The sequence below is a fragment of the Seohaeicola zhoushanensis genome, assembly GCF_014656415.1.
Classification (GTDB): domain Bacteria; phylum Pseudomonadota; class Alphaproteobacteria; order Rhodobacterales; family Rhodobacteraceae; genus Seohaeicola_A; species Seohaeicola_A zhoushanensis.
This window is the reverse complement of the sequence record NZ_BNCJ01000016.1, coordinates 54,491-81,233: the sequence shown is the minus strand read 5'-3', so window position 1 is coordinate 81,233 and position 26,743 is coordinate 54,491. Positions and strand designations below refer to the sequence as shown.

Here is a 26,743-nt window from a genome sequence, read left to right as displayed (position 1 = left end):
GGCAACGCTCTCCTTGCCGGAAGCCTCAGTACGAACGGGGCAGGCCGAGGTTGGCCATGGCGATGTAGTTCAGGATCATCTCTTCCGACACCGGGGCGAAACGGAACAGCCGCGCATCGCGCCAGAGCCGCTCGACGTGCATCTCCTTGGAAAAACCCATGCCGCCCATGACCTGCATCGAGCGTTCCGCCACTGCCGAGGCCGCCTGCGAGGCGATCAGCTTGGCAGCATTGCTCTCAGATCCGAAGGGCAACCCGTTGTCGAAGAAGGACGCGGCCTTGAGGTTCAGCAGTTTCGCCGCCTCCAGTTCGGCCCAATGCTGCGCCAGCGGGAACTGGATCGCCTGGTAGGACCCGATCGGCTTGTTGCCGAAGACCCGCCGCTCGTTGGCATAGTCGACGCCCAGCCGGATGGCGAGACGTCCGGCGCCGATCAGGCCGGCGGTGGTGACGATGCGCTCGGTGTTGAGCACGTCGAGCAGCTGGTGCCAGCCCTTGTCGACATCGCCGATCAGCTCGTCGGCGCGCACCTGCACGTTGTCGAAAAACACCTGGCTCGACGGCAGTGTGTTCGTGCCCAGCTTGTCGATGGCGGTATGGCTCACGCCCTCGCGGTTGGTGTCGATCATGAACAGCGAGATGCCATGCGTCTTCTTCGGCGACTGGTCGACCGGGGTGGTGCGGGCCACCACCAGCATCTTCTGCGACTGCGGCACGCCGGTGATCCAGATCTTCTGCCCGTTCAGCCGCCAGCCGTCGCCCTCGGCCACCGCCGTGGTGCGCAGTTCGAGCGAGTTGGTGCCGGCGTCGGGTTCGGTCAGGGCCATGCAGAACTGCATCTCGCCGGTGCAGAGTTTCGGCAGCCACTCGGCCTTCATCCGGTCGGTGCCGTATTTCGCCACCGAGACGCCGCCGAAGATCGGGTTCAGCATGAAGACCTGAGCCAGCGTCGCCCCGGCGCCGGCGGCGCAAAGCTCCTCGATGATCAGCGCCACCTCGACCATGCCAAGGCCGGCGCCGCCGAGGTCCTCGGGCAGCATCGCGCCGGCCAGCCCGGCATCGCATATCGCCTGCCAGCATTCGGTCGGGAATTCCTTGTCGGCATCCTTCCTGCGCCAGTAGTCCGGGCCGAAGCGCTCGCCCACCTTGCGGGCGGTCTCGATCATCATCTGCTGTTCTTCGTTGAGGGCGAAATCCATGGGAAGGCTCCGGGTGGCTCAGGCCGGTTTGCGCGCCGGGCGCAGCAGGCGGAGGGGGGTTTCGAGGAGGGCGACAACCGCCGACAGGAAGCGCGCCGCATCGGCGCCGTCGATGATGCGGTGATCGCAGGCCAGCGTCAGCGTCAGCTCGCGCCGCAGCGCGGGCGCGCCATCGGCATCGGGGCGGAACAGCGACCGCTCGGCACCGACGCCAAGGATCATGGCGTTGGGCGGATTGATGATCGGCGTGAGCGAGGAGACGCCGAACATCCCGACGTTGGAGATGGAGATCACGCCGTCACCCACGTCGGCCGGGGTCAGGCGGCCGGTGCGGGCGCGCTCGGCCAGGGCGCCGGCCTGCGCGGCTACCGCGTCGAGCGATGTGCCGCCGGCATCGCGCACCACCGGGATGCGCAGCCCGTCCGGCGTCTCGGCGACCATGCCGATATCGGCACGCCCGAAGGCCAGGATGCGGTCGCCCGCCCAGATGCGGTTCATCTGCGGCATCTCTTCCAGCGCCAGACCCAGCGCCCGGATCAGCATATGCGTGACCGAGATCTTCTGGCCGTGGCCCTCTGCATTCAGCTCGGCCCGAAGCCGCGCCAGTGCGACCATGTCGGCCTCGTGGGTGAGATAGAAATGCGGGATGTCGCGCTTGGCCGCGCTGACCCGCGCGGCGGTGGCCCGGCGGGTGGCGTCGGGAACGATCTCGGTGACCTCCGGCAAGGCAGGCGAGGGGGCGGGGGGCGGGGCAGGTACCGCCTGCGCCGCAGCCTCGACGTCGCGCGCCTTGATCCGTCCGCGCGGGCCCGAGCCCTCGACCCGGGACAGGTCGACGCCCCCGGCCTCGGCCAGCCGCCGCGCCAGCGGCGTGGCGATCAGGCGCAGCACGTCTTCCTTCATCACCCGCCCGTCGCGCCCCGTCGCGTCAACCGCCTCGCGGGCCAGCCCGTGCTCGGCCATCAGCTTGCGCGCGGCCGGGCTGTCGAGCGTGTCCTTGCCACTTGCCGTTTCGGCGGGGGCCGCGGCCATCGGCGGCGGGGCCGCAACCCCACCCGCCAGCCGGGCGACCGGCGTGCCCACCGGCACCGTGTCGCCCGCCTGCACCAGGATCTCGGCCAGCGTGCCGTCGGCCTCGGCCTCGATCTCGTTGGCGACCTTCTCGGTCTCCACCGTGAACAGCATGTCGCCCGCGCGGAAGGCCGCGCCCGGCGCCACGTGCCACTCTGTCAGCAGCCCCTCGGTCATCGTCAGACCGAACTTGGGCATCACCAAGTCGGACATGATCAGCGGCCCGTGAACGTCGCTGCGCGCTTTTCCAGGAAGGCCGAACAGCCCTCATGCGCGTCGGCGCTGTCGAGCACCAGCCCGATCATCGCCTGTTCATGGCGCAGCGCCGCCGAGAGCGGCATGTCCGCCCCGTCACTCAGCGTCCGCTTGAGCAGCTTCAGCACCAGCGGCGACTTCTGCGCGATCTTGGCCGCGGTCTCGCGCGCGCTCTCCATCAGCGCCTCGTGCGGCACCACCCGGTTCGCCAGCCCGACGCTGACGGCCTCGTCCGGGGTCAGCATGTCGCCGGTATACATGATTTCCTTGGCGCGGCAGAGCGGCAGCTGGCGGATGATCCGCTGGGTGCCGCCGGCGCCGGGGAACAGGCCCAGGGTGATCTCGGGCAGGCCGAGCCTGGCCTTGTCCGACAGGATGCGGATATCGAGCGCCAGCAGCAGCTCGGTGCCGCCGCCCAGGGCAAAACCGTTCACCGCGCCGATGGTCGGCTTGTCGAAGGTCTCGATGCGGCGGAACAGGGTGTGGATGTCCTCGGCGAACTCCTGGTAATGCGGCAGCCCCTGACGCGAGTTCAGGTCGGCGATGTCGCCGCCCGCGATGAAGGCCCGGCCCGCGCCGGTGAAGATCAGCACCCGGATCGCCGGGTCGGCGGCAACCTTGTCGAGTGCGCCATGCATGGCCTGGATCGTGGCGGTATCGAGGGCGTTCAGCGTCTCGGGGCGGTTGATGGTCAGCGTGGCGATGGCGCCATCGACGTCCAGCAGGATCGGGTCGGTAGTCATCTGCAACTCCTGTCTGTTCAGGCCAGCGTGCGGCGCAGCGCCGCGACGATCCGGTCGGCATTGGGGCGATAGGCCTCTTCCAGCGTCTTGCCGAAGGGCGAGGGGGCAAAGGGCGCGCCGACCCGCACGATCGGGCCGTCGAGTTCGTCGAAACCGATGTCGGCCATCCGCGCGGCGATCTCGGCGCCGACGCCAAAGGCCTCGACCGCCTCGTGCACCACGACCAGGTTATGGGTGCGGCTCAGGCTTTCCAGAACGCAGGCCTCGTCCCAGGGCTGGACCGAACGCAGGTCGATCACCTCGACCTCGACGCCCTCGGCGGCCATCACCTCGGCGGCGGCCTCGGCCATGCCGACGGCGGCGCCATAGGCCACCACGGTTGCATCGCGCCCGGGCCGCGCGATGCGCGCCTTGCCGATCTCGATCCGCTCCGGCGTGTCGGGCATCTCGCCCTTCATCGCATACAGCGCCTTGTTCTCGACCACGATCACCGGGTCCGGGTCGTCGATGGCGGCGCGCAGCAGGCTGTAGGCATCGGCCGGATTCGACGGCACCACCACCTTCAGCCCCGGCACATGCGCCAGCCAGGCCTCAAGACATTGCGAATGCTGCGGTCCGGCGTTCAGCCCGCCGCCATGCGGCGTGCGCAGAACCATCGGCACCGAGCCCTGGCCGCCGAACATCGAGCGCGCCTTGGCGGCCTGGTTCACCAGCATGTCCATCGACAGGGTGATGAAATCCATGAACATGATCTCGGCCACCGGCTTCATGCCGGTCAGCGCCGCGCCCACCGCGATGCCGGTGATCGCCGCCTCGGCGATCGGCGCGTCATAGACCCGCTCCGGCCCGTAGAGGTCGAGCAGGTCGCGCGTCGCCTTGAACGACCCGCCCGCCGCGCCGATGTCCTCGCCGATCAGGAAGACCGTCGGGTCGTCGCGCATCGCATCCTTGAGCGCCTGGTTGACGGCCTTGATGTATCGCGTTTCAGCCATCTGTTCAGACCTCGGCTCGGGTGTAGACATCGGCGAGAATGTCGCCGGCTTCGGGCAGGGGGGCGGCCAGGGCGGCCTCGGTCGCCGCCTCGATCTTGGCCTCGACCTCTGCGGCAATGGCGGCCAGCGCGGCATCGTCCAGCCCGGCGGCCATCAGCGCCTCGGCGCACAGGCGGATCGGGTCGCGCGCATCCAGCGCGGCAATCTCGTCGCTGTCGCGGTAATCCTGCCGGTCGCCCTCGAAATGGCCGCGCACGCGGGTGGTGCGGCATTCCAGGATCGCCGGGGCAGGGGCCTTGCGCATTCCGGCCACCAGCTTGCCGGCGGCCCTTGCGACCTCTTCGACCACGTTGCCGTCGACCTCGCGGTAGGTGATGCCATAGGCCTTGCCCAGCCTGTCGAGGCTGGTGGCCAGCTGCCGCTCGGTCGGGCTGAATTCGGACCAGCCGTTGTTCTCGCAGACGAAGAGGATCGGGAGCGACCAGAGCTTGGCGATGTTCAGGCATTCGTGCACCAGACCCTCGGCCAGGGCGCCGTCGCCGAAATAGACCACGGCGATATTGCCCTTGCCCTGCATCCTGTGCGCCAGCGCGCTGCCGGTGGTGATCGGCAGGCCCGCGGCCACGATGCCATTGGCGCCCAGCATCCCCTTGGACAGGTCCGCCACATGCATCGACCCGCCGCGCCCGCGGCAAAGGCCGGTCGCCTTGCCGAGGATCTCGGCGAAGAAGCCGGTGAGGTCGACACCCTTGGCCAGCGTGTGCCCGTGGCCCCGGTGGTTGGACGACACGGTATCCGCCTCGGTCAGGGCGCTGGACACACCCACCGGAACCGCCTCCTGCCCGATTGAGAGGTGCAGGAAGCCGGGGACGAGACCATCGGCGAAGAGTTTCTGCAACCGCTCTTCGGCGCGGCGGATGGTCAGCATCCTGCGGTAGAGCTCTGCGCGTTCTTTCGGCGTCATGGCGAATTCCCCTTTGTCGGGGGCAAACTGCCAAGGAGAGGGCGGGCTGTCAATAAAAATGATTTGTGAATCATAAATCGAAATCTTGCAAATCAGATACGGCGCGATAGGGTGGCGAAGACAGCTCGGGGAGGGCGGAATGGCAGAGTTCGAGAACCAGCACGCGGTGATATCCGGCGGGGGCAGCGGCATTGGGCTGGCCACCGCGCGGCTGCTGCGCGAGGGCCGGGCGCGGGTCACGGTGCTCGACCTTGCCGACAGCGGGGCGCAGGAGATCGGGGCGGCGTTCCACCGCGCTGATGTCAGCGATGCCGAGGCCATCGACGCCATTGCCGAGCAGCTGGAGGCCGAACATCCGCCCACGATCCTGGTTACCTGCGCCGGGGTGCTGCAACGCACCCGCACGCCCGAAAAGCTGGGCCTTTCGGAGTGGGACCGGATGATCGCCGTGCATCTGCGCGGCACTTATGCCTGCTGTCGCAGCTTCGGTGGGCGGATGGCGCGGCGGGGGGCTGGGTCTATCGTCACCATCGCCTCGGTAGCGGGGATCGGGACCGGGCCGCTGCATGGTTACGGCCCGGCCAAGGCGGCCATCGCGCATCTGAGCAAGGGGCTTGCCGCCGAATGGGGGCCAAGCGGCGTGCGGGTGAATTGCGTCGCGCCGGGGTTCACCGAGACGCCCGCGCTGGACCGTGGTCTCGACGCCGGTGCGCTGGATGGTGGCCGGCTGGCGGCCGCGAGTGCCCTGCGCCGCTTGGTTGCCCCGGCCGAGGTGGCGCAGGCGATTGCCTTCCTTGCCGGGCCGCGGGCCTCGGCGATCACCGGTACCGTGCTGCCGGTCGATGCCGGCTATCTCGTCGCCGGCGACTGGTCCGCCTATGGCGGTCTGCGCGATATCGAGGGCGCGCCCCTCGGTCCGCTTGCCTGAGCCTGGCCGGCGTCAGCCACGCCCCGGCTTGCCGGTTGCGGCCTCGCGCAGGCGGCTTTCGATCAGCAGACCTTCCTCGTCGAGGATCGGGTGAGCGACCGAGACAAGGTGGGCGTTGATGCGCTTGAGGTCGCGCAGGATGTCGAGGTGCAGCGACGAGGTCTCGCGGCTGCGCGGGTCGCCGTCCTGCAGGCGCATCAGGTGGCGCTGCGCCGACTGTTTCTCGCGGGCGCGCACCTCGACCTTCTGCTCGATCATCTTGCGCGCGATATCGGTGTTGCGGATCATGAAGACGGTCTGCGCCATGCGCAGCGTCTCGATCGTCATCAGGAACATCGAGTCGAGTTCCTTGTAGCCGGTATCCGAGAACAGCAGCTGAAAGCGGATCTTCTTGCGCACCGCCGAGGCGAGGCCCTTTTCGACGATGTCGCCGACGTGCTCGAGGTTGATGACATAGTCGAGGATGGCGAAGGAACGGCGGTGGTCGTTCTCGTCGGCGTTGCGGCCCAGGCGGGTGAGGTAGATCTTCACCCTCTGCTGCGCCTCGTCGACGCGCTTCTCCAGCTCGCTCACCTCGGCCAGCGGGGCCTCGGTGTTGCGGCGGAAGGCGAGGCGGGTAAGTTCCAGCATCTGGCCGATGTCGTCGCCAATGGCCAGCACCTGCCGGCTTGCCCCGGCGAGGGCCTGTACGGGTTCAGATAGCACCTCTTCGTCCAGCCAGTTCGGCGGGGCGTCCAGCGCCTGGGCCTCGTCTTCTCGCAGCATTCGGGTCAGGGCGTTGGTCAGCAGGCCGGCCAAGGGCGCGACGGCTAGGGCCAGGGCGAGGTTGAAGGCGAGGTGGGTTTCGACAGCCAGCCCGGTGAGGTTCAGCGGCAGCTCGTGCAGCGCGGTGCCGAAGGGGCCGGCGAAGGGCAGAACGACAAGGCAGCCCGCCGCACGCACCACCAGGTTGCCGATGGTCAGCCGGCGGGCGGCAAGACTCGACCCCATCGTCGCCAGCACCGGCGGGATCGCCCCGCCGAGGTTCGCGCCCAGCACCAGCGCGACGCAGAGGCCCGGCGGCACGTCGAGGGTCGCCACCAGCATCACCGCCGCCAGCGAGGAGGAACAGAGTGCCGCGATTCCGGCCGAGAAGAGCAGCGCCACCAGCCAGGCGGAATCGAGCATCCCGAGGAAGGCGCCGACCGCCGCCGACTGGCGCAGCGGTTCCGACCCCTCGCCAAGCAGTGTCAGCGAGATCAGCATCAGCCCGACCCCGACCAGCGCCTTGCCGACGCCGCCCGCCGTGGTGTCCTTGCGCCGGTAGGCGATCAGCCCGACCAGCACCAGCGCCGAGGCCAGCGCCTCGATCCCGGTCGAGATGATGAGCGCGGTGACGGCGGTGCCGACATTGGCGCCCAGCAGCACGATCTGCGACATCCGCGCGCCGATCAGCTGCCGGTCGAGGAAGGAGGCGGTGAGCAGCGCCGTCGCGGTCGAGGATTGCAGCCCCAGCGTCGCCACCAGCCCCGAGACGAAGGCGCGAGGCCCGGTGCGGGTGCCGACCCCGAGCGCCGTCTTCAGCCGCAGGCCGAAGGCCGCGGTGATCCCGTCGCGCACCAACCCGAGGCCGAACAGCAGCAGGGCAACGGCACCACCGATCTGGAAGAAGACGACGAGCGTGGACACTTTGCGGTTTGGTTCCTTCTGCTGCCCGAGGGCGATTTTCCCGGCCCGGCGCCGGGGGTGCCGTCAAAGGTCAGCAGGTTCTGCATCTTATGCGCGAAGGCTTCCTGACCTCCCGGCGCGCGACCCCGATCGCATCGCATTGAATGCCCATGCCGGGGGTTTCGCAATAGGGCAGTGTCACAAAACTTTTACATTGCCGCTTCGCTGTCATCTTCCGTCAGGGAAAGGCGTGGCGGGCTTCACCCGGCGACGAGGCCCAGCCGGTCGGCCACCTCGCGCACGATTGCGCCGAGGTCGCGCTGGACCTCGGGCCGGGCTTCGGCGCTGGTCATCGACAGGGCGATTCCGGCGACCGGGCGGCCGCGCGAATCCCGGATCGGCGCGCCGAGGCAGACCATGCCCTCGCGGATCTCGCCATCGTCCAGCGCATAGCCCTGTGCGCGCCAGGTCGCGCAGGCGGCGTCGAAGGCAGCGGTGCTGCGCACGCTGTTCGCGGTGAAGGGCGGATGCCAGGGCAGCGCCAGCGCGGCCTGCCTCTCTTCAGCCTCCATATGCGACAGCATCGCCTTGCCGGTGGCCGAATAGACGGCGGGCAGGCGCATCCCGATCTGGAAGGTGAAGCCCAGTGGTTTGTCCGAGTTGTGGCAGGCCAGGTAGACCACCTCGTTGCCCTCGAGCGTCGAGAGGGTGATCGTGTAATCGGCCAACCGCCGGTCCTTGGCCAGCAGGCGGTGGAACTCGGACACGATGGAAGAGCGGTTCAGGAAGGCGCCGCTCCAGCGCAGGCAATGCGCGCTGAGGCTGTAGCCCTGGACCTCGACATGCAGCACCCCGGCGTCGGCCAGGGTTTCGCAGATGCCGTAGACCGAACTCTTGGGCAGATCGAGGGCGCGGGCCAGCTCGGACACGCCCAGCGGCGTGGCGCTGGCGGCCAGGCAGTCGAGAATGCGGACGGCGCGTTCGGCGGCGGGGGCGCGGCGCTTGAGGCTGTCGTTGATGGCGCACTCCTGGCGCTGCGCGACCGATTGACATCGGCGCGCCTGGGTGAGATGTTCCATATATAAAATACTGTTCCACATATGGAACGAATTAACAAGCCCCAATCGACGAGGCCGCCATGATCGCGCTGAAAGACCTGACCCTTCTCAAATCCGCCTGCCTGGTGAACGGCGCCTGGGTGGCGGCCGCCTCCGGCGCCACGATCGACGTGACCAACCCCGCCGATGCCTCGGTTGTCGGCACCGTGCCGGCGATGGACGCCGCCGAGATCCCGGCGGTCATCGCGCATTCCGCCCGTGCCCAGGCCGAATGGGCCCGCTGGGCGGCCAAGGACCGGGCGGCGGTGCTGCGTAAGTGGTTCGAGCTGATGATGGCCAACCAGTACGACCTCGGCCTCATCATGACGCTGGAGCAGGGTAAGCCGTTGGCCGAGGCCAAGGGCGAGATCGCCTATGCCGCCTCGTTCATCGAGTGGTTCGCGGAAGAGGGCAAGCGGATCTACGGCGACACCATCCCCGCGCCGAAGAACAACCAGCGCATCACCGTGCTGCGCCAGCCGATCGGCGTGACCGCGGCGATCACGCCCTGGAACTTCCCGGCGGCGATGATCACCCGCAAGGCCGCGCCGGCGCTGGCCGCCGGTTGCTCGATGATCGTGCGCCCGGCCGACCTGACGCCGCTTACCGCGCTGGCGCTTGGCGAACTGGCACAGCGCGCCGGGTTGCCAGCGGGCGTGCTGCAAATCGTGACCGGGCGGGCCTCGGCCATCGGCAAGGTGCTGACCGACAGCGACGTGGTGCGCAAGCTGTCGTTCACCGGCTCGACCGAGGTGGGCCGCCTGCTGATGGCGCAATGCGCCGACACCATCAAGAAGGTCTCGCTCGAACTCGGCGGCAATGCGCCCTTCATCGTCTTCGACGACGCCGACCTCGATGCGGCGGTCGAGGGGGCGATGGCCTCGAAATACCGCAATGCCGGCCAGACCTGCGTCTGCGCTAACCGCATCTACGTGCAGCGCGGGGTCTATGACGCCTTTGCCGAGAAGCTCGCCGCCAAGGTGCGCGCGCTGAAGGTCGGCAACGGCACCGAGCCGGGCACCGAGATCGGCCCGATGATCGAGCCCAAGGCGATTGCCAAGGTCGAGGAACATATCGCCGACGCCGTCAGCAAGGGCGCCACGCTGATCCAGGGCGGCAAGCCGCTGGGCGGGCTGTTCTTTGAACCGGCCATCCTCACCGGCGTCACCGCCGAGATGCAGGTCGCGCGCGAGGAGACCTTCGGTCCGCTCGCCCCGCTGTTCTGCTTCGACACCGAGGAAGAGGTGCTGGCCGCGGCCAATGACACCATCTTCGGCCTCGCCGCTTATTTCTTCACCCGCGATTACGCCCGCATGGTGCGCGTCTCGGAGGGGCTGGAATACGGCATGGTCGGCCACAACACCGGCCTGATCTCGAACGAGGTCGCGCCCTTCGGCGGGGTCAAGCAGTCGGGTCTGGGCCGCGAAGGGTCGAAATACGGGATCGACGAGTATCTCGAGCTGAAATACGTCTGCAGCGCGCTCTGAGCTGACAGGCTGCCGGAGCGGACGCTATGCGTGTCCGCTCTGGTGGAAGCTCGGGGGGCGCCGTTGTGCGCCTCCGTTTGTCAGGCCCTGAGGTCATCGCCGCCGTCGGTGCGGTCGCGGAGCCTGCGCACAGATTGCAGGCCTTGCTCAAGACCGGGCCGAGAAAAGTTCTCGGACTTGCAGGGCATGGAAGGTCCCGCGACGCAGGGCATATGGAACGTCGCGGCACCCTCCGATGGTTCAACCTTCCCTGTAGTAGTAGCTGTAGCCATTCAGAGCGGGCGCGCCCCCCAGATGCGCGTAGAGCACACGCGATCCTTCGGGGAAGAACCCCTTGCGGGTTAGGTCGATCATGCCCTGCATGGATTTGCCTTCATAGACCGGGTCGGTGATCATCGCCTCGGTCCGTGCCGCGAGACGGATCGCCTCGTTGGTGTCGTCCGACGGAACGCCATAGGCCGGGTAGGCATAGTCGGGGTTGATGACGATATCGTCTTCGTTGATCTCCTCGCCGAGCTCGATCAGCCTGGCCGTGTTGCGGGCGATCTCGGTCACCTGGGCGCGGGTCTGGTCGATGGTGCCCGAGGCGTCGATGCCGATCACGCGGTCGGCGCGGCCCTGGGACTTGAAGCCCACGATCATGCCCGCCTGGGTCGAGCCGGTGACGGCGCAGACCACGATGTAGTCGAACTTGAAGCCCAGCTCTTCCTCCTGCTGCGCCAATTCCTCGGCAAAGCCGACATAGCCCAGGGCACCATACTTGTGCACCGAGGCGCCGGCCGGGATGCCATAGGGCTTGCCGCCCGCGTCACGGACCGACTGCATGGCGTTTTCCCAGCTTTCGCGGATGCCGATGTCGAAGCCGTCCTCGACCAGGCGGGAGTCGGCGCCCATCAGGCGGGTCATCAGGATGTTGCCCACGCGGTCGTAGACGGCATCGAAGTGGGGCACCCATTTCTCCTGCACGACGACGCATTTCATGCCGATCTTGGCGGCCGTGGCGGCAACCATGCGGGTGTGATTCGACTGCACGCCCCCGATGGAGACCAGCGTATCGGCCCCCGAGGCCAGCGCGTCGGGAACGATGTATTCGAGCTTGCGCAGCTTGTTGCCGCCCATGGCCAGCCCCGAATTGCAGTCATCGCGCTTCGCGTAGATCTGGACCTTGCCGCCAAGCGCCTCGGTCAGGCGGGGCAGGTGTTCGATCGGCGTCTTGCCGTAGGTCAGCGGGTAGCGTTCGAATTTCTCAAGTAGCGACATGGCCATCTCCGGTTTTTTTGTCGAAGACCAGCCTAACGGACATGTGGGTGATGTGTCCTTTCAAGTTGGATGCCAGATTGTATCCAGAATGTTAGAACGGACGCAGGAATATAGAGAATGACTTACTAATATCGATCAATAGTGAAAGAAGCTTTCAGTCAGATTTCACCCGAATCGCGCGCCGTGTTCGATCGACTGAACGGCTGGCGCCTGAGGTGCACCATTTGAAGGAGGGCAAGTTATTGGAAAGCAAGGATAAACTGCCGCTAAGCCGGGCGGAGAAGACGCTCTTGCGACTGCTTCAGGCGGACGGGCGGCTGACCAATGCGGAACTTGCGCAGCGGATCAACGTCAGCCCGGCGACCTGTCACCGTAGAACCCAGCGGCTTTTCGAAGAGGGCTACATCACCGGTGTCAGGGCCGTGATCGACCCGCAGAAGGTGGGGCTGGGGGCGCTTGTGATGGTGGGCATAGTGCTGGACCGTTCGACGCCGGAGAGCTTCGCCGCATTCGAGGCCGCGATTGCCGACGAGGAGTCAATTCTCGATTGCGACCTGGTGGCGGGCGACTTCGATTACCTGCTGCGCATAAGGGTGTCGGACATGGCCGACTTCAACCGGCTGCACACCAGCAAGCTGATCGCCTTGCCGGGTGTGCGGCAGGCCCGGACCTTCTTCGTGATCAAGGAGGTCAAGACCAACGCGCCGCTGCGGTTCTGAACGCAGGGTATCTGGCCTTCGGGGCGGATAACGCGCAATTCTATGGAAGAAAGCGCCGTCACCGGATAGGGTTGCGGCATGACATTTGCCCCCGCGGTTCCCCCAAGCGATACCGGAAGTATTGACCGGATGCCGGCCTGGATCACCAAGGGCCGCGCCGAAGCGCTTGAAGATGTTTCCTTCATGTCGGGGGCGGCCTTGGGGCAGCTGCATCTGGTGGTGAGCCATCCGGACATGCCCCAGGCGCTGTTCCGCGAGCGCCTGGCCCTGCGTGCCGCCGAGGCCTGCGTGGCCTTTTCCGACCGGCCGGAACGGGCGGGCGACCTGCGCGATGTCCTGCACCTGCTGCGTCCCGGCGACCTGCCCGGGCCGGGAGGCGAGACCTACCTCGCCTGGCGGCGGGCCGTCGAGCGGCCGGTGTCGGTGAAGGCCTTGCACCGGGCACTGCCGGGGCTTGATCCTGAGCGGATCGCGGGCTGGCTCGATGCCGGGACCGGTGCCCCGGTGCGGCGCGCGGCCATGGCGCTGGAGCTGGCCCTGGACGCGATGCCGGGCACGGAGGTTCCAGGTCTGCTGGTTGCCGATGCTGTCCTGACCCAGGCGCTGGGGTGGAAAACCCTGGTGCCGCTGCTCGCCCTTGGCCTGAACCGCGCCGACCTGCGCAAGCGTGGGGAGGACCTCGCCCTGGCCTGTCACCGCGCGGCTATCGCGTCGGCGACCGAGGCGCTGCGTTTGGCCAGCGACCTCGCGCGTCGCGCCGCGCACCTGCAAGCCGTCGCGCCGAAGCTGCGCGCGAAGGGGGCGGCGCAGGCGGTCGAGATGTTCCTGACCCGCGACGCCGTTGCCGCTGCGGCCCTGCCCTTGCCGGACCGTGCGGCGCGGCGGCTGTGCGACCGGCTGGTCGATCTCGGCGCGGTGCGCGAGCTGACTGGCCGCGACACCTTCCGGCTCTACGGGGTCTAGGGATGGCGAAGGATCGTTCCGAACCGGAGCTGGACCGCGACTTGGCCGACCTGCCGCCCGAGCTGCGCTGGCGCGAGTGGATGCGGCGCATCGAGGCGGTGCTCTTCGCCTCGGCCTCGCCGGTGCCGCGTGAGGACCTGGCCCGCGTCGTGGGGCAGGGGGCGTCGGTCGAACTGCTGGTCGAGGATCTTGCCGTCGACCTCGCGGGCCGGGCCTTCGAACTTGTCAGGGTGGCCGACGGCTGGATGTTCCGGACCCGACCCGCCTATGCGCCTGCGATCCGCGCGGCCGCGGACCTGGGGCATCAGGACCTCAACCTGAGCGAATTCGACATCGCGGTGCTGGCCGCCGTGGCCTATCACCAGCCGATCACGCGCGACGGGCTTGGCGAGATCTTCGGCAAGGAGATCAGCCGCGACCTGATCGGACGGCTGCACGGGCGCGGGCTGATCGGGACCGGGCCAAGGTCGCCCCGGCGCGGGGCGCCCTATACGTTCGTGACCACCGAGCAGTTTCTGGCCGTTTTCGGCCTGGAGAGCCTGCGCGACCTGCCGGACCGGGAGCAGCTGGAAGACGCGGGTGTGGCTGGGTCTTCGTGAGAGTGATGCCGCGCAGGGGCACTATGCGCCGGAACTCGGGATAAATCAGGTGGTGCACCTGTGTCCCGGCGACCGGCATCGAGACCAAAAACATGTGCGAATATGTTTCCGCCATGTGCCCCGCGACAAGATCTCTGCCGCAGGCGCGACGATCTCGCCCGGTATGGAGCGGCCTGGGGACGAACCGGACGCTGTTGCCCCGCCATTTCAGGAATGACCGCAGCCGTCACGCCTCGGGCAGGTGAGACATCACGTGGTGGAACTTCTCGCCCTGCACCGCCACGTGATCGCGCAGCAGGTCGGCCGCGCGGGGGGCGTCTCCGGCGGCGATGGCCTCGACGATGGCGGTATGTTCCTCCATCGACTGTTGCAGGCGGCCGCGCAGGAAGAGTTGCATCCGGCGGTAGGGCTTGAGGCGGCGATGCAGCCTTGACGCTTCCTGTTCGAGGAAGCGGTTGCCCGACTGGGCGTAGAGCAGGTGATGGAACACGCCGTTCTTGTGGTAGTAGAGGTCGACGTCGCCGGCTTCGCGCGCCTTCTGGCATTCGGCATTGGCCTGCCGCAGTTCGGCGATATCGGAATCGGTGGCGCGCCGGGCGGCGAGGCGGCCGCAGGCGGCTTCGACTTCGGCCATGACCTCGAACATCTCCAGGATCTCGACCGGCGAGGCGGTGCGCACGAAGACGCCGCGGCGCGGCTGCTGCACGACCAGCCCGGACTGGGCGAGTCGGTGGAAGGCCTCGCGGATAGGGGTGCGGGAGACCTTGTGCTCTTCTGCGAGGCTGACCTCGTCCAGCCGGGCACCCGGCGCGAATCGGCCCATGAGGATCTGATCTTCCAGAATCTGGGCGATCTGGTCCGAACGACTGCGCGGTTCAGGGGCTGAAATATTCAAGGACATACTTTTTGTATACAAGAAGGTTGACAAGGTACGCAATAGGCTGCCTGATGTCGCCCATCCGGCGCCGGGAGGAAACATGGCGCCTTGGGAGGAGACATCATGACGAAACGCATTCTCGCGGCGAGCACGCTCGCCATTCTTGCGGCATTCGGCAGCGGCGCTGCCTGGGCCGAGACGCTGAAACTGTCGCACCAGTGGTCGGAAGGCGACGTGCGCCACCAGGTCGCGCAGATGGTCGCGGACGAGGTGAAGGCGGCCAATGTCGATCTGGAAATCCAGATCTTCCCGAACCAGACCCTGTTCAAGGCCCGCGAGCAGTACACCCCGCTCAGCCGGGGCCAGCTCGACATGACCATTTTTCCGCTGTCCTACGCGGGCGGTCAGCAGCCGGCCTACAACCTGACCCTGATGCCGGGCCTGGTGAAGAACCACGACCACGCCGCGCGCCTCTCGGCCTCGCCCTTCATGGCGAAGATCGAGGATATCATGACCGGCGACGACGTGAAGACGCTGGTGCATGGCTATCTCGCCGGCGGATTCGGCTCTAACAAGGGCTGCATCACCAAGCCCGCCGACGTGCAGGGCGTGACGATCCGCGCGGCGGGCAAGTCGTTCGAGGAGATGCTGGCGGGCGCCGGAGCCTCGATTTCGTCGATGGCCTCGTCCGAGATCTACTCGGCGCTGCAGACCGGCGTGCTGGATGCAACCAACACCTCGTCCGAGAGCTTCCTCAGCTATCGCCTGTACGAACAGCTCAAGTGCTATACCCCGGCGGGCGAAACCGCGCTGTGGTTCATGTATCAGCCGCTGCTCATCAACAAGACCACCTTCGACGGGCTGAGCGCCGAACAGCAGAAGGCGCTGACCGATGCTTCGGCCAAGGCCGAAGCCTGGTACCTGGAGCAGGCCAAGGCGGGCGACGCGGTGACGACCAAGGCCTTTGCCGACGCGGGTGTCGAGATCGCCGAGATGACCCAGGCCGATTTCGACGCCTGGCGTGAGCTGGCCAAGACCACCTCCTATCCGTCCTTCGCGGCTTCGGTCGAGGGCGGCCAGGAGCTGCTCGACATGGCGCTGTCGGTCGAATGACACAGGCGCCCGTTGATCCCCGATCGGCGGGTGGCACCCCCGGTGCGCGACCATCGCGCGCCGGGTATCGGCCGCCGGCACCGATCCGTGCAATTGGCATGGTGTCGACGGCCTTCGGCGTCGCGGCGTCGCTGATGATCTTCGCCTCGGTGCTGATCACCTGCCACATGATCTTCGTGCGCGGCGTGCTGGGGCAGTCGACCATCTGGCAGACAGAGGCGGTGATCTACCTGATGATCGGCGCGACCCTGCTGGGCCTGCCCTATGTTCAGCGCCTGCGCGGGCATGTCGGTGTCGACCTGCTGCCGCAGCTGATCCCGCCGGCGGCGCGGCGCGTTCTGGCCGTGGTGGTCATGCTGTCGACCATCGCGATGATCGCGGCCATGGTCTGGTATGGTTGGGAAATGTTCCACCTCGCCTGGAAGCGGGGCTGGAAATCAGAGTCTGTATGGGCGTTTCCGCTCTGGATCACCTATCTTTCCGTGCCGCTCGGCTTTGCCCTTTACCTGTTGCAGCTGCTCGCCGATCTCTGGCTGGCCTCCTTCGGCCCCTCCGATGAACTGCCCGAGCCTCACCCCGAACGGAGCCCCGACTGATGGATCCCCTCACGCTTGGCCTGCTGGTCGCCATCGCGACGGTCGTCGTCCTGTTCTCGGGCGTATCGGTGGCCGTCGGCCTGCTGATCGTCGCCACCCTGTTCCTTTGGATCTTCGACGGCCCGCGCGCGCTCGAGGCGCTGCCCGAACTGTTCTATGCCGAGCTGAACAGCTTTGCCCTGCTGTCGATCCCCATGTTCATCATCATGGGCGCGGCCATCGCCTCGACCCGGGCGGGGCCTGACCTTTACGAGGCGCTGGAGCGCTGGCTGACCAAGGTGCCTGGCGGGCTGGTGGTGTCGAACCTCGGCGCCTGCGCCCTGTTTGCCGCGATGTCCGGGTCGAGCCCCGCGACCTGCGCGGCCATCGGCAAGATGGGCATTCCCGAGATGCGCCGCCGTGGCTATCCGCCCGAGGTGGCCGCCGGGTCGATCGCCGCCGGGGGGACGCTGGGCATCTTGATCCCGCCCTCGGTCACGATGATCGTCTATGGCATCGCCACCGAAACTTCGATCGGGCGGCTGTTCCTCGCCGGGGTCCTTCCCGGCATCCTGCTGACGCTGCTGTTCATCGCCTGGGCGATTTTCGACACCTGGCGGCGGGGGGCAGCCAGCGCCGCGCTGGTCTCGGCGCGCTATTCCTGGCGGCAGCGGTTCGAGATCCTGCCCCGCGTGCTGCCGTTCCTGGCGATCATCGCCGGCGTGCTCTACGCGCTTTACGGAGGGGTGGCGACGCCCTCGGAGACCGCCGCCGTGGGCGCGATGCTCTGCATCCTCGCGGCCATCGTAATCTATCGCATGTTCAGCGGCCGCGACCTCTGGGTGGTGCTGCGCGACAGCACCCGCGAGAGCGTGATGATCCTCTTCATCATCGGCGCGGCGGGCGTGTTCAGCTTCATGCTGTCCTCGCTGGTCGTGACCCAGTCGGTGGCGCAATACATCGCGGCGCTGGACGTCAACCGCTGGGTGCTGATGGCGGTGATCAACCTGTTCCTGCTCGTTGCCGGCTTCTTCCTGCCGCCGGTCGCGGTGATCCTGATGTCGGCGCCGATCCTGCTGCCGATCATCACCGCGGCGGGGTTTGACCCCTATTGGTTCGCGGTGATCGTGACGATCAACATGGAGATCGGACTCATCACGCCGCCGGTCGGGCTGAACCTCTACGTGATCAACGGCATCGCGCCGGACATCACGCTGCGGCAGATCCTGGTCGGGTCGATGCCCTTCGTCGGCTGCATGATCCTGGCCATCATCCTGATGTGCATCTTCCCGGGTCTGGCCACCTGGCTGCCCGAGGCTGTCATGGGGGTCGCGATATGAGCCTGCTGTCCGGCGTTCTCGCCACGCTGTTCTCGCGAAATACGCCCTGGCGGCTTGGCGGCGCGCCGGACACCCGCAGCACCGAGGCGCTGATCGCCGACCTGCTGTCGGGCAATGGCGAGATTTCGGGGATGACCACGGCGGCGCAGATCCTCGACCGCTATGGTGCGCTCGACGATGCCGGCAAGCTGGCCTTCTTCGACCATCTCGCCGGCGATCTCGGCATCGACATCACCCAGGTGCGCGCGGCTCTCGACGCCTTCGAGGCCGAGCCGGGGCAGGCCGCCTATGGCGCCTTCCTGCAGGCGGCCGAGCCGAAGCGGCAGGAACTGGCGCGGCGGCTCAACCGGGTGCCGGGCGCGACGCCACAGCTGGTGGCGATGCGCGCCGACCTCTTGCGGCTGATCCCGCGCAGCGATCCGCGGTCGCGGATCGACCTGGATTTCCAGCATCTCTTCTCGTCCTGGTTCAACCGGGGCTTCCTGGTGCTGCGGCGGATCAACTGGCAGAGCCCGGCGCATATCCTCGAAAAGATCATCGCCTATGAGGCGGTGCACACGATCCATTCCTGGGACGACCTGCGGCGCCGGGTCGAACCCTCGGACCGGCGCTGTTTCGCCTTCTTCCACCCGGCCATGCCGGACGAGCCTTTGATCTTCGTCGAAGTAGCGCTGACCAAGGGCATTCCCGGCTCGGTCCAGCGGCTGCTGACCGAGGAACGCGCGCCGCTGGCGGCGGAAGAGGCGGATACGGCGGTATTCTACTCGATCTCGAACTGCCAGGCGGGGCTGGCCGGCATTTCCTTTGGCAACTCGCTGATCAAGCAGGTGACCGAAGACCTCGCCGCCGAACTGCCGGGGCTTGGGACTTTCGTCACCCTGTCGCCGATCCCGACGCTGACGCGCTGGATGGCCGAGGAGGGGATCGACCCGGCCACGCTCGACAGCGAGGGCCTGCGCGCCGTGGCGGCGCAGTTCCTGCTGACCGCCAAGCGCGGCGACGGGATGCCCTATGACCCGGTGGCGCGCTTCCACCTCGGCAACGGGGCCTATGTCCACGCGGTGCACGCCGGGGCCGACCTGTCGGAGAAGGGCCTGGCCGAGAGCGCGGGGGCGATGGTGAATTACCGCTACGAGGCGGAGAACTTCGCCGAGAACCACGAGAAATTCGCAAGCCACAAGGAAGTGGTGGCGAGCAAGGCCGTACGGGCGCTGGTCAAGACATCCGTTGCGGCGTGAAGGGAGAGGGACAATGGCGAACCCGCTGTATGATCGGCTGCTGGCACCGCTGAAGGGGCGCGACACCACCTTCCTCACATTGCAGGATGGAACCCACCTCAGCGGCGACGCCTTCCTGCGCATCGCCGCGCGGCAGGCCGGGGCGCTGGCGGCGGCCGGGCTGAAGCCGGGAGACCGGCTGGCGGTGCAGGTCGAGAAATCGCCCGAGGCGCTGGCGCTCTATGCCGCCTGCGTGATGTCGGGCGTGGTCTTCCTGCCGCTCAACACCGCCTACAAGGCGGATGAGCTGGAGTATTTCGTCAGCGACAGCGCAGCGGGCGCGGTTGTCTGCGGCCCGGCCTCGGAGGAGACGCTGCGAAGGATCGCCGGCGCGGCCAGGGTGCTGACGCTGGATGCCGACGGCACGGGCAGCCTTTCGGACGCGGCGGCGGGGCAGCCCGACCAGTTCAGGCCGGTCGATCGGACCGACGACGACTTAGCCGCACTGCTCTACACCTCGGGGACCACCGGCCGCTCGAAAGGCGCGATGCTGAGCCAGTCGAACCTGCTGTCGAACGCGCTGACGTTGGTGGAGGAGTGGCGCTTTACCCCGCAGGACGTGCTGCTGCACGCGCTGCCGATCTTCCACACCCACGGCCTGTTCGTCGCTTCGAACGTGGTGCTGGCCGCCGGGGCCTCGATGATCTACCTGCCGAAGTTCGACGTCGACACGGTGCTGCGCTTCCTGCCCCAGGCGACCTCGATGATGGGGGTGCCGACCTTCTACACCCGCCTGCTGGCCGACCCGCGTTTCGACCGCGCGATCTGCAGCGGGATGCGGCTGTTCACCTCCGGCTCGGCCCCGCTGCTGGCCGAGACGCACAAGGCCTTCGAGGCGCGCACCGGGCACCGTATCCTCGAACGTTACGGCATGACCGAGACCAATATGAACACCTCGAACCCCTATGAAGGGGAACGGCGCGCCGGCACCGTCGGCTTCCCGCTGCCGGGGGTGGAGCTGAAGATCACCGACCCCGAGACCGGCGCGACGCTGCCGGATGGCGAGGCGGGGATCATCGAGGTGCGCGGGCCGAACGTGTTCCAGGGCTATTGGCAGATGCCCGAGAAGACCAAGGCCGAGCTGCGCGAGGACGGCTTCTTCATCACCGGCGATATCGGCCTGGTGGATCCGGACGGCTATGTGCAGATCGTGGGCCGGGCCAAGGACCTGATCATCTCGGGCGGTTACAACATCTATCCCAAGGAGGTCGAGCTGGTGCTCGACGACCAGCCCGGCGTGCTGGAAAGCGCGGTGATCGGGGTGCCGCATCCCGATTTCGGCGAGGGCGTCGTGGGGGTGCTGGTGGCCGCACCGGGCGCGACCCCGGACCTCGACGCGATCCGGGCATCGGTGGGCGAGAAGCTCGCCAGGTTCAAGCAGCCCAAGGTGCTGGAGGTGGTGAGCGAACTGCCCCGGAACACCATGGGCAAGGTGCAGAAGAACATCCTGCGTGACCAATATGCCGGGGTGTTCAGCGCGGGCGGCTGAGGCGGCTGCCCCTTGACCGGTGACAGGCGCGTTGCCGCGCCTGTCGTTTCGCTGATCAGTTCTTGCGTTCGAGCTGGCTCACGTCGCGCACCGCGCCGCGTGCGGCAGAGGTGGTCAGCGCGGCATAGGCCTTGAGCGCGCTGGACACCTTGCGGGTCCGCTTCTCTTCCGGCTGCCAGCCCTTGGCCTCGCGCGCGGCACGGCGTTCGGCCAGCACGGCGTCGTCCACCGCCAGGTGGATGCGGCGGTTGGGGATGTCGATTTCGATCTTGTCGCCCTTTTCGACCAGGCCGATGGTGCCGCCCTCTGCCGCTTCCGGCGAGACGTGGCCGATGGACAGGCCCGAGGTTCCGCCCGAGAAGCGCCCGTCGGTCAGCAGGGCGCAGGCTTTGCCCAGGCCCTTCGACTTGAGGTAGCTGGTCGGATAGAGCATCTCCTGCATCCCCGGACCGCCGCGCGGGCCTTCGTAGCGGATGACGACCACGTCGCCTTCCTTCACCTTGCCGGTGAGGATGTCGTTCACCGCCGAATCCTGGCTTTCGCAGACATGGGCCGTGCCGGTGAACTTGAGGATCGAGGCATCGACCCCGGCGGTCTTCACGATGCAGCCTTCCTCGGCGATGTTGCCGAAGAGGACCGCGAGGCCGCCGTCCTGGCTGAAGGCATGTTCCTTCGACCGGATCACGCCCTTTTCACGGTCGGTATCCAGCTCCTTGAAGCGGTTCTCGGTCGAGAAGGCCTGGGTGGTGCGCACGCCGCCGGGGGCGGCGCGGAACAGCTGCTCGGCCTCGGGGTTGTTGGCGACCTTGATGTCCCAATGCGCAATCGCCTCGCCCATGGTGGTCGAGTGGACCGTGGAGCAGTCGTTGTGCAACAGGCCGGCGCGGGAGAGTTCGCCCAGGATCGAGAAGATGCCGCCGGCGCGGTGGACGTCCTCCATGTGGACGTTCTCGATGTTCGGCGCGACCTTGCACAGGCAGGGCACCTTGCGCGAGAGCTTGTCGATGTCGTCCATGGTGAAGTCGACGCCGCCTTCGTTGGCGATGGCCAGCAGGTGCAGCACGGTATTGGTCGACCCGCCCATGGCGATGTCGAGGCTCATGGCGTTCTGGAAGGCCTCGTAGGTCGCGATTTCGCGCGGCAGCAGGCCATGCTCTTCCAGCTCGTAGTGGCGACGGGTGATTTCGACGATCTTGCGGCCGGCTTCCAGGAACAGGCCCTTGCGGTCGGCATGGGTGGCCAGCGTCGAGCCGTTGCCGGGCAGGGCGAGGCCAAGCGCCTCGGCCAGGCAGTTCATCGAGTTGGCGGTGAACATGCCCGAGCAGGAGCCGCAGGTCGGGCAGGCGTTTTCCTCGATGTGCTGCAGCTGCTCGTCGGTATAGGCGTCCGAGGCGGCGGCGACCATGGCGTCAACCAGGTCGATCTTCTTCACCTCGAGCGAGGCGAGGTCGATCTTGCCCGCTTCCATGGGACCACCCGAGACGAAGATCGCGGGGATGTTGAGGCGCATGGCAGCCATCAGCATACCGGGGGTGATCTTGTCGCAGTTCGAGATGCAGACCATGGCGTCGGCGCAATGGGCGTTGACCATGTATTCCACCGAGTCGGCGATCACCTCGCGCGAGGGCAGCGAGTAGAGCATCCCGTCGTGGCCCATGGCGATGCCGTCATCCACCGCGATGGTGTTGAACTCCTTGGCGACGCCGCCGGCCTTCTCGACCTCGCGCGCGACCAGTTGGCCGAGGTCCTTGAGGTGGACGTGGCCGGGCACGAACTGGGTGAAGGAGTTGACGATTGCGATGATCGGCTTGCCGAAATCGCTTTCGGTCATTCCGGTTGCGCGCCACAGCCCGCGGGCGCCGGCCATGTTGCGGCCATGGGTACTTGTTCTCGAACGATAACGGGGCATCGAACCCTCCCTTTCTACGGCTTTGCGGGCAGCGCACCGCGGCTCTTTCCACCAGTAAGGCCATAGTGCGAAGCCGCGCCAAATGAAAGAGAGGGTTGGGGGGAAGTTCGCGGTTCGACGGGGCCTGGGGGATTGGCGCAGGCAGGGCGGCGACGGCGAATCGGCGAATAATTTTCGGGTGGTGAAGGTGCCGGGCCGTGCTTCGCCGAAAACCGGAGAGCTGACCTTCGCCGTTAGCGCCTTGCCGCTACGGGCGCGTCATGGCGAAAGGGGCCTTGCATGCGAGGGTCCGCCCGGCCCGCTTCGCCCGGATTTTACGCATCCCGGTCCGTGACCTTCGCCGTGGCGGCCGTGCGGCGGAGAAAATACCTTGACGTTCCGGAGGTCAATGTTTCAGTATCCGACAGAAAGTTTTAACAATCGGAACAAAGGAAAGAATATGGGAGCCTTCAGAACTTTCGCAGCGGGTGTCGTCGCGGCGCTGATCACGGGCAGCGCCGCTGTGCCTGCGCTGGCGCAGGACTTCATGTGGCGGCTTCAGACCAACCTGAACCCGGGCGACCCGGGCCACGTCGCGGTCGAGGAGCGCTTTGCCAAGCTTGTGACCGAGATGTCGGGCGGCCGCATCGCCTTCGAGGTCTACCCGGTGGGCACGCTGTTCCCGATTGCCGACGGTCTCGAAGCCGTTGGCGCGGGCGTCGCCGAGATGGGGATGCTGACCGGCGGCTATTTCGCCGGCAAGATCGGCCCGGTGGCCTCGATCGAGAGCGGCGTTCCGGGTGGTCTGCGTACCCCGCTGGAAAGCTTCGACTTCTTCTACAAGAAGGGCTTCATCGACATCGCGCGCGAGGCCTATGCGCCCTATGGCGTCTACTACCTCGGCCCGCAGGTTTCGCCGCAGTGGGATATCGTGTCTAACAAGCCGATCACCTCGGTCGCCGATTTCCAGGGTCTGAAGATCCGCGCCTTCGGTCTCGAGGCCAAGTGGTACGAGAGCATGGGCGCCTCGCCGGTGTTCCTGTCGGGCTCCGAGATCTACACCGCGCTGGCAACCGACGCGATCGACGCGGCCCGTTGGGCCAGCCCTTCGGCGAACAAGAACATCTCGCTGCAGGAAGTCGCCAAATACTATGTCCAGCCCTCGCCGATGCCGGCGCCGAACAACTTCTTCGCGGTGAACGAAGCCGCCTGGAACGCGCTGCCGGCCGACCTGCAGGCGATCCTGCGTGAAGCGGCGATGCTGTCGTCGCTGGACTACCTGACCACCGGCATGAAGAATGACGCCAAGGCCCTGAACGAGATGCAGGCAGCCGGCATGGAGGTCACCACGATCTCGGCGGAAGATTTCGCCAAGATGGACGCGGCGGCGCGCAAGCTCTGGATGGCCTATGCCGACCAGGGTGGCCTGAACGCCAAGGCGGTGAACCTGCTGGCCGAATACCTGGGCGAACTGGGCCGCGGCGAGTGAACCTCTCTCCGGCAATGACGATGGAGCAGCCTGCATGAAGGCACTGTCTGACATGATCGGCCGCGTGCTGGATACCACCGGAAAGGTGGTATCCTTCGCGACCCTGGCGATAGCTATCGTCGTCTTGACGGAGATCTGCTCCAGGCTGGTGTTCAACGTTTCACTGGCCTGGGCATCCGACGTGGCATCCTGGCTGATGTGCGCGCTCATCATGCTCGGCGGGCCCTGGGCGCTATCCTGCGGCAAGTTCGTGCGGGTCGATGCGCTGTATTCCGGCTTCTCTCCGAAGCTGCAACTGTGGATCGACACGCTGCTGGGCACGACGCTGCTGCTGATGCTCTGCTACGTGCTGATCCGGCACGGCTATACCTTCGCCGAACGCGCCTTCCTGTCGGGCGAGCGCCCGAACTCGGCAAACTGGCCGGCGCCGGTCTGGGTGTTCAAGGCCCTGATCCCGCTGGGCGCCTCGCTGATGGTGCTGGGCTGGCTGCGGCTGATGATCGACGAATGGCTGGCCTACCTCCACCCCGAGAACGCGCGCAAAGACGACGACGAGGTCGAACTGCATGGTTGATCCGCTTCTGCCCACCATCCTGCTGTTCGGCGGGATGTTCCTTCTGCTCGGCCTGGGCGTGCCGATTGCCTTCTCGCTGGGCGGTCTCTCGGTCGGGATGATCTATTTCTTCTGGAGCCCCGCCGCGCTGACCATGATCCCGCTGCGGGCCTATGCGACGGCGACGAGCTTTGAATATCTCTCGATCCCGATGTTCATCTTCATGGCCGCGATGTTACAGAAATCGCGGATCGCGGATGACCTCTACGACGCCATGCAGAAGTTCATGGGCGGCATCCGTGGGGGTCTTGCCATCGGGACGATCCTGATCTGCACCATGTTCTCGGCCATGGCAGGGATCTCGGGCGCGGCGACGATTGCCATGGGCATGGTGGCGATCCCGGCGATGCTGTCGCGGGGCTACAACCGCCAGATGACGCTCGGCTCCATCGCGGCGGGTGGGTCGCTGGGTATCCTGATCCCGCCCTCGGTCACGATGATCGTCTATGGCCTGGTGGCCGGCACCTCGATTGGCGGGCTCTACATGGGCGGCATCCTGCCCGGCCTGCTGCTGGCCTTCCTCTTCGCGCTCTACGCCTATTTCCGCTCGGTCTTTGATCCGGCGGTGCAGGCCGACCCGGTGACCTACAGCTGGGGCGAACGGCTGCGCAGCCTGCGCAAGGTGGTGCTGCCGATCGGCCTCGCCGTCGCGGTGATGGGGTCGATCCTGACCGGCACCGCGGCCGTGGCCGAGGCCAGCGCGGTTGGGGCGGGCGGCGCGGTTCTTGCCGCGGCCATCGCGCGACGGCTTACATTCCAGAACCTGACCGCCGCCCTGCGCGAGACGATGGTTCTGTCGACGGTGATCTTCTGGATCATCATCGCCTCTTCGGCGCTGTCGACCTTCTATTCGGCCATCGGCGCAACGCGGATGATCGAGGGGCTGATCATGGGGCTGGAGGTGAACCGATGGGTGATCATCATCATCATGCTGCTGATCCTGATGGTGCTGGGCATGGTGCTCGAGACGACGGGGATCATCATGATCACCGCGCCGATCTTCGCGCCGATTGCCGTGAACCTGGGGTTCGATCCGGTCTGGTTCGGCGTGCTTTTCATCGTGCTGATGGAGATGGGCTTCCTGACGCCGCCCTTCGGCTACAACCTGTTCTACCTGAAGGGCGTCGCGCCCAAGGACGTGACGATGAACGAGCTCTACCTCTCGATCATCCCCTTCGTGGCGATCATGATACTGGGCGTCGGGCTGATGCTGCTCTTTCCGCAGATCATCCTGTGGCTGCCCAAGGCGATCATGTGATGACAGCGGAGGCGCCCCACCGGGCGCCTCCCGGCTGTTCAGAGCGGGCCGCGGCCACTCATCATCTCGGCAAAGCGTTCGGCGCCCCGGCGCAGCGGCTCGATGAACTTCATCGCGTCGTCCTGCTTCATCCGGCTGACCGGGCCGGTGACGCCCATCGCATAGACGACCGGTTGCCCGTCGAGCTTGACCGGCACGGCGTAGGCCATGACGTTCTCGTCAATCTCGCGGTCGCAGATGGCAAAGCCGTTTTTGCGCACCTCGCTGAGCTCGGCGAAGATGTCGATGCGGCTCGACTTGGTGTGCGGCGTGAACGAGGCCAGCGCGCCGGAAAGGTGCTGCTCGACGATGTCGTCGGGCTGCGCGGCCAGGATGACCTTGGCGGTGGCGGCTGCATGGAAGGGCAGGATATCGCCCGGCACGACGTGGAACCGGTAGCCGGCGGGAGAGACCTCCTGCGCGATGGATTCCACCGTCTCGCCGTCGTAGCGCACGCAATAGCAGGTCTCGCCCAGGACCTCGGACAACTCGCGGCAGACCATCTGCGCATAGCGGGCGACCTGCGAGGGGTTGGCGCCAAGTTGCAGGATCCTCCAGAGCCGCGGTCCGGCCTGGAAGCTTTTCCGGCCGTGGTCGTCGTATTGCAGCACCGAGATCTCGGCCAGCGCGTTCAGCAGGCGGTGGGCGGTCGGCTTGGGCAGGCCGGTGATCCGTGCCACCTCGGTCAGCGAGATGCCGTTCCGGTTGGCGACAACCGCCTCCAGCACGTTGAAATAGCGCCCGAGCGGGCTGTCGTCGGAGGTCGTTTTCTTGGCCATCGGCAGCTCCGTTTGCAAATCTTGGACGTTTGTTTCGGAATTTTTGATACCCCGGCTTTTGTCGCTTGACAATTGTTACTGCC

The 26,743-nt window shown here is 66.8% G+C and carries 24 protein-coding genes; 13 read left to right on the top strand and 11 right to left on the bottom strand.

What is annotated here, in order from left to right:
• Positions 1–25: 25 nt before the first annotated feature.
• From IE266_RS20285 to IE266_RS20265, 5 genes are read right to left on the bottom strand one after another with little or no spacing between them, the layout of a single operon-like run.
• Positions 26–1,198, bottom strand: a complete 1,173-nt coding sequence (locus tag IE266_RS20285; RefSeq protein WP_189681951.1) for an acyl-CoA dehydrogenase family protein — start codon at positions 1,196–1,198, stop codon at positions 26–28.
• 18 nt (positions 1,199–1,216) lie between these two features.
• On the bottom strand, positions 1,217–2,482 hold the full coding sequence (locus IE266_RS20280; RefSeq protein ID WP_189681950.1) for a dihydrolipoamide acetyltransferase family protein: 1,266 nt from the start codon (positions 2,480–2,482) through the stop codon (positions 1,217–1,219).
• Positions 2,483–2,484: 2 nt separating this feature from the next.
• The gene (locus IE266_RS20275; protein WP_189681949.1) at positions 2,485–3,267 is read right to left on the bottom strand and encodes an enoyl-CoA hydratase/isomerase family protein; all 783 of its coding nucleotides are present in this window, start codon (positions 3,265–3,267) and stop codon (positions 2,485–2,487) included.
• A 17-nt stretch (positions 3,268–3,284) separates the two neighbouring features.
• Entirely contained in the window at positions 3,285–4,259 is a 975-nt protein-coding gene (locus IE266_RS20270; RefSeq protein WP_189681948.1) for an alpha-ketoacid dehydrogenase subunit beta, read from the bottom strand.
• Positions 4,260–4,263: 4 nt separating this feature from the next.
• Positions 4,264–5,223 carry a thiamine pyrophosphate-dependent dehydrogenase E1 component subunit alpha gene (locus IE266_RS20265; RefSeq protein WP_189681947.1) on the bottom strand — a complete coding sequence of 320 codons (960 nt, stop codon included), beginning with the start codon at positions 5,221–5,223 and terminating at the stop codon, positions 4,264–4,266.
• 139 nt (positions 5,224–5,362) lie between these two features.
• On the opposite strand from IE266_RS20265, the gene IE266_RS20260 reads away from it, so the two are divergent.
• Positions 5,363–6,151 (top strand): SDR family NAD(P)-dependent oxidoreductase, encoded by a 789-nt coding sequence (locus IE266_RS20260; RefSeq protein ID WP_189681946.1) that lies wholly within the window; start codon positions 5,363–5,365, stop codon positions 6,149–6,151.
• A gap of 12 nt (positions 6,152–6,163) precedes the next feature.
• Here the strand turns inward: IE266_RS20260 and IE266_RS20255 are convergent, their stop codons facing one another.
• Positions 6,164–7,819: a Na/Pi cotransporter family protein gene (locus tag IE266_RS20255; protein ID WP_189681945.1), complete on the bottom strand. Its 1,656-nt coding sequence runs from the start codon at positions 7,817–7,819 to the stop codon at positions 6,164–6,166.
• 239 nt (positions 7,820–8,058) lie between these two features.
• Complete coding sequence (locus IE266_RS20250; protein WP_189681944.1) at positions 8,059–8,877, bottom strand: IclR family transcriptional regulator; 819 nt, start codon at positions 8,875–8,877, stop codon at positions 8,059–8,061.
• 59 nt (positions 8,878–8,936) lie between these two features.
• Here IE266_RS20250 and IE266_RS20245 point away from each other — a divergent pair, with 59 nt between their 5' ends.
• Positions 8,937–10,382, top strand: a complete 1,446-nt coding sequence (locus tag IE266_RS20245; protein WP_189681943.1) for an NAD-dependent succinate-semialdehyde dehydrogenase — start codon at positions 8,937–8,939, stop codon at positions 10,380–10,382.
• A 240-nt stretch (positions 10,383–10,622) separates the two neighbouring features.
• Here the strand turns inward: IE266_RS20245 and IE266_RS20240 are convergent, their stop codons facing one another.
• Complete coding sequence (locus IE266_RS20240; RefSeq protein ID WP_189681942.1) at positions 10,623–11,642, bottom strand: 1-aminocyclopropane-1-carboxylate deaminase; 1,020 nt, start codon at positions 11,640–11,642, stop codon at positions 10,623–10,625.
• Positions 11,643–11,857: 215 nt separating this feature from the next.
• On the opposite strand from IE266_RS20240, the gene IE266_RS20235 reads away from it, so the two are divergent.
• The 3 genes from IE266_RS20235 to scpB all read left to right on the top strand — a co-directional run bounded on the left by IE266_RS20235 (position 11,858) and on the right by scpB (position 13,923).
• A complete protein-coding gene (locus IE266_RS20235) occupies positions 11,858–12,361 on the top strand; it encodes an Lrp/AsnC family transcriptional regulator (RefSeq protein ID WP_268249764.1) in 504 nt (167 codons plus the stop codon).
• Between the two features lie 78 nt (positions 12,362–12,439).
• Positions 12,440–13,324, top strand: coding sequence for a DUF1403 family protein (locus tag IE266_RS20230; protein WP_189681941.1), 885 nt, complete (start codon positions 12,440–12,442; stop codon positions 13,322–13,324).
• Positions 13,325–13,326: 2 nt separating this feature from the next.
• The gene (scpB, locus tag IE266_RS20225; RefSeq protein ID WP_189681940.1) at positions 13,327–13,923 is read left to right on the top strand and encodes an SMC-Scp complex subunit ScpB; all 597 of its coding nucleotides are present in this window, start codon (positions 13,327–13,329) and stop codon (positions 13,921–13,923) included.
• 226 nt (positions 13,924–14,149) lie between these two features.
• Here scpB and IE266_RS20220 read toward each other — a convergent pair whose 3' ends face one another.
• Positions 14,150–14,824 carry a GntR family transcriptional regulator gene (locus tag IE266_RS20220; protein WP_189681939.1) on the bottom strand — a complete coding sequence of 225 codons (675 nt, stop codon included), beginning with the start codon at positions 14,822–14,824 and terminating at the stop codon, positions 14,150–14,152.
• 99 nt (positions 14,825–14,923) lie between these two features.
• Between IE266_RS20220 and dctP (IE266_RS20215) the strand changes: the two genes are divergently transcribed.
• The 5 genes from dctP (IE266_RS20215) to IE266_RS20195 all read left to right on the top strand — a co-directional run bounded on the left by dctP (IE266_RS20215) (position 14,924) and on the right by IE266_RS20195 (position 20,594).
• Positions 14,924–15,913, top strand: coding sequence for a TRAP transporter substrate-binding protein DctP (dctP, locus tag IE266_RS20215; protein ID WP_189681938.1), 990 nt, complete (start codon positions 14,924–14,926; stop codon positions 15,911–15,913).
• Positions 15,914–16,011: 98 nt separating this feature from the next.
• A complete protein-coding gene (locus IE266_RS20210; RefSeq protein ID WP_229864328.1) occupies positions 16,012–16,509 on the top strand; it encodes a TRAP transporter small permease in 498 nt (165 codons plus the stop codon).
• A complete protein-coding gene (locus IE266_RS20205; RefSeq protein ID WP_189681936.1) occupies positions 16,509–17,828 on the top strand; it encodes a TRAP transporter large permease in 1,320 nt (439 codons plus the stop codon). Before IE266_RS20210 ends, IE266_RS20205 begins: the two co-directional genes overlap by 1 nt.
• Positions 17,825–19,066, top strand: a complete 1,242-nt coding sequence (locus tag IE266_RS20200) for a malonyl-CoA decarboxylase (protein ID WP_189681935.1) — start codon at positions 17,825–17,827, stop codon at positions 19,064–19,066. The genes IE266_RS20205 and IE266_RS20200 overlap by 4 nt, the downstream gene beginning before the upstream one ends.
• A gap of 13 nt (positions 19,067–19,079) precedes the next feature.
• Positions 19,080–20,594, top strand: coding sequence for a malonate--CoA ligase (locus tag IE266_RS20195; RefSeq protein WP_189681934.1), 1,515 nt, complete (start codon positions 19,080–19,082; stop codon positions 20,592–20,594).
• A 55-nt stretch (positions 20,595–20,649) separates the two neighbouring features.
• On the opposite strand, the gene ilvD is transcribed toward IE266_RS20195, so the two are convergent.
• Positions 20,650–22,503 carry a dihydroxy-acid dehydratase gene (gene ilvD, locus IE266_RS20190; RefSeq protein WP_189681933.1) on the bottom strand — a complete coding sequence of 618 codons (1,854 nt, stop codon included), beginning with the start codon at positions 22,501–22,503 and terminating at the stop codon, positions 20,650–20,652.
• A gap of 439 nt (positions 22,504–22,942) precedes the next feature.
• Between ilvD and dctP (IE266_RS20185) the strand changes: the two genes are divergently transcribed.
• Genes dctP (IE266_RS20185) through IE266_RS20175 form a run of 3 tightly spaced genes read left to right on the top strand, consistent with a single transcriptional unit; the run spans position 22,943 to position 25,842 of the window.
• Positions 22,943–23,971 carry a TRAP transporter substrate-binding protein DctP gene (gene dctP / locus IE266_RS20185; RefSeq protein WP_189681932.1) on the top strand — a complete coding sequence of 343 codons (1,029 nt, stop codon included), beginning with the start codon at positions 22,943–22,945 and terminating at the stop codon, positions 23,969–23,971.
• Positions 23,972–24,005: 34 nt separating this feature from the next.
• Entirely contained in the window at positions 24,006–24,545 is a 540-nt protein-coding gene (locus IE266_RS20180; RefSeq protein ID WP_189681931.1) for a TRAP transporter small permease subunit, read from the top strand.
• Positions 24,538–25,842, top strand: a complete 1,305-nt coding sequence (locus tag IE266_RS20175; RefSeq protein ID WP_189681930.1) for a TRAP transporter large permease — start codon at positions 24,538–24,540, stop codon at positions 25,840–25,842. Before IE266_RS20180 ends, IE266_RS20175 begins: the two co-directional genes overlap by 8 nt.
• A 38-nt stretch (positions 25,843–25,880) precedes the next feature.
• Here the strand turns inward: IE266_RS20175 and IE266_RS20170 are convergent, their stop codons facing one another.
• Positions 25,881–26,660 carry an IclR family transcriptional regulator gene (locus tag IE266_RS20170; RefSeq protein WP_189681929.1) on the bottom strand — a complete coding sequence of 260 codons (780 nt, stop codon included), beginning with the start codon at positions 26,658–26,660 and terminating at the stop codon, positions 25,881–25,883.
• Between the last annotated feature and the right edge of the window lie 83 nt (positions 26,661–26,743).

Coding starts and splice junctions, on each gene's coding strand:
- IE266_RS20195 (WP_189681934.1), top strand. CDS start 19,080: ATGGCGAACCCGCTGTATGATCGGCTGCTGGCACCGCTGAAGGGGCGC.
- IE266_RS20230 (WP_189681941.1), top strand. CDS start 12,440: ATGACATTTGCCCCCGCGGTTCCCCCAAGCGATACCGGAAGTATTGAC.
- IE266_RS20220 (WP_189681939.1), bottom strand. CDS start 14,824: ATGTCCTTGAATATTTCAGCCCCTGAACCGCGCAGTCGTTCGGACCAG.
- IE266_RS20200 (WP_189681935.1), top strand. CDS start 17,825: ATGAGCCTGCTGTCCGGCGTTCTCGCCACGCTGTTCTCGCGAAATACG.
- IE266_RS20265 (WP_189681947.1), bottom strand. CDS start 5,223: ATGACGCCGAAAGAACGCGCAGAGCTCTACCGCAGGATGCTGACCATC.
- IE266_RS20180 (WP_189681931.1), top strand. CDS start 24,006: ATGAAGGCACTGTCTGACATGATCGGCCGCGTGCTGGATACCACCGGA.
- dctP (WP_189681938.1), top strand. CDS start 14,924: ATGACGAAACGCATTCTCGCGGCGAGCACGCTCGCCATTCTTGCGGCA.
- IE266_RS20175 (WP_189681930.1), top strand. CDS start 24,538: ATGGTTGATCCGCTTCTGCCCACCATCCTGCTGTTCGGCGGGATGTTC.
- IE266_RS20280 (WP_189681950.1), bottom strand. CDS start 2,482: ATGTCCGACTTGGTGATGCCCAAGTTCGGTCTGACGATGACCGAGGGG.
- IE266_RS20275 (WP_189681949.1), bottom strand. CDS start 3,267: ATGACTACCGACCCGATCCTGCTGGACGTCGATGGCGCCATCGCCACG.
- IE266_RS20205 (WP_189681936.1), top strand. CDS start 16,509: ATGGATCCCCTCACGCTTGGCCTGCTGGTCGCCATCGCGACGGTCGTC.
- IE266_RS20270 (WP_189681948.1), bottom strand. CDS start 4,259: ATGGCTGAAACGCGATACATCAAGGCCGTCAACCAGGCGCTCAAGGAT.
- IE266_RS20240 (WP_189681942.1), bottom strand. CDS start 11,642: ATGTCGCTACTTGAGAAATTCGAACGCTACCCGCTGACCTACGGCAAG.
- dctP (WP_189681932.1), top strand. CDS start 22,943: ATGGGAGCCTTCAGAACTTTCGCAGCGGGTGTCGTCGCGGCGCTGATC.
- IE266_RS20170 (WP_189681929.1), bottom strand. CDS start 26,660: ATGGCCAAGAAAACGACCTCCGACGACAGCCCGCTCGGGCGCTATTTC.
- IE266_RS20260 (WP_189681946.1), top strand. CDS start 5,363: ATGGCAGAGTTCGAGAACCAGCACGCGGTGATATCCGGCGGGGGCAGC.
- IE266_RS20250 (WP_189681944.1), bottom strand. CDS start 8,877: ATGGAACATCTCACCCAGGCGCGCCGATGTCAATCGGTCGCGCAGCGC.
- IE266_RS20210 (WP_229864328.1), top strand. CDS start 16,012: ATGGTGTCGACGGCCTTCGGCGTCGCGGCGTCGCTGATGATCTTCGCC.
- IE266_RS20285 (WP_189681951.1), bottom strand. CDS start 1,198: ATGGATTTCGCCCTCAACGAAGAACAGCAGATGATGATCGAGACCGCC.
- IE266_RS20245 (WP_189681943.1), top strand. CDS start 8,937: ATGATCGCGCTGAAAGACCTGACCCTTCTCAAATCCGCCTGCCTGGTG.
- scpB (WP_189681940.1), top strand. CDS start 13,327: ATGGCGAAGGATCGTTCCGAACCGGAGCTGGACCGCGACTTGGCCGAC.
- ilvD (WP_189681933.1), bottom strand. CDS start 22,503: ATGCCCCGTTATCGTTCGAGAACAAGTACCCATGGCCGCAACATGGCC.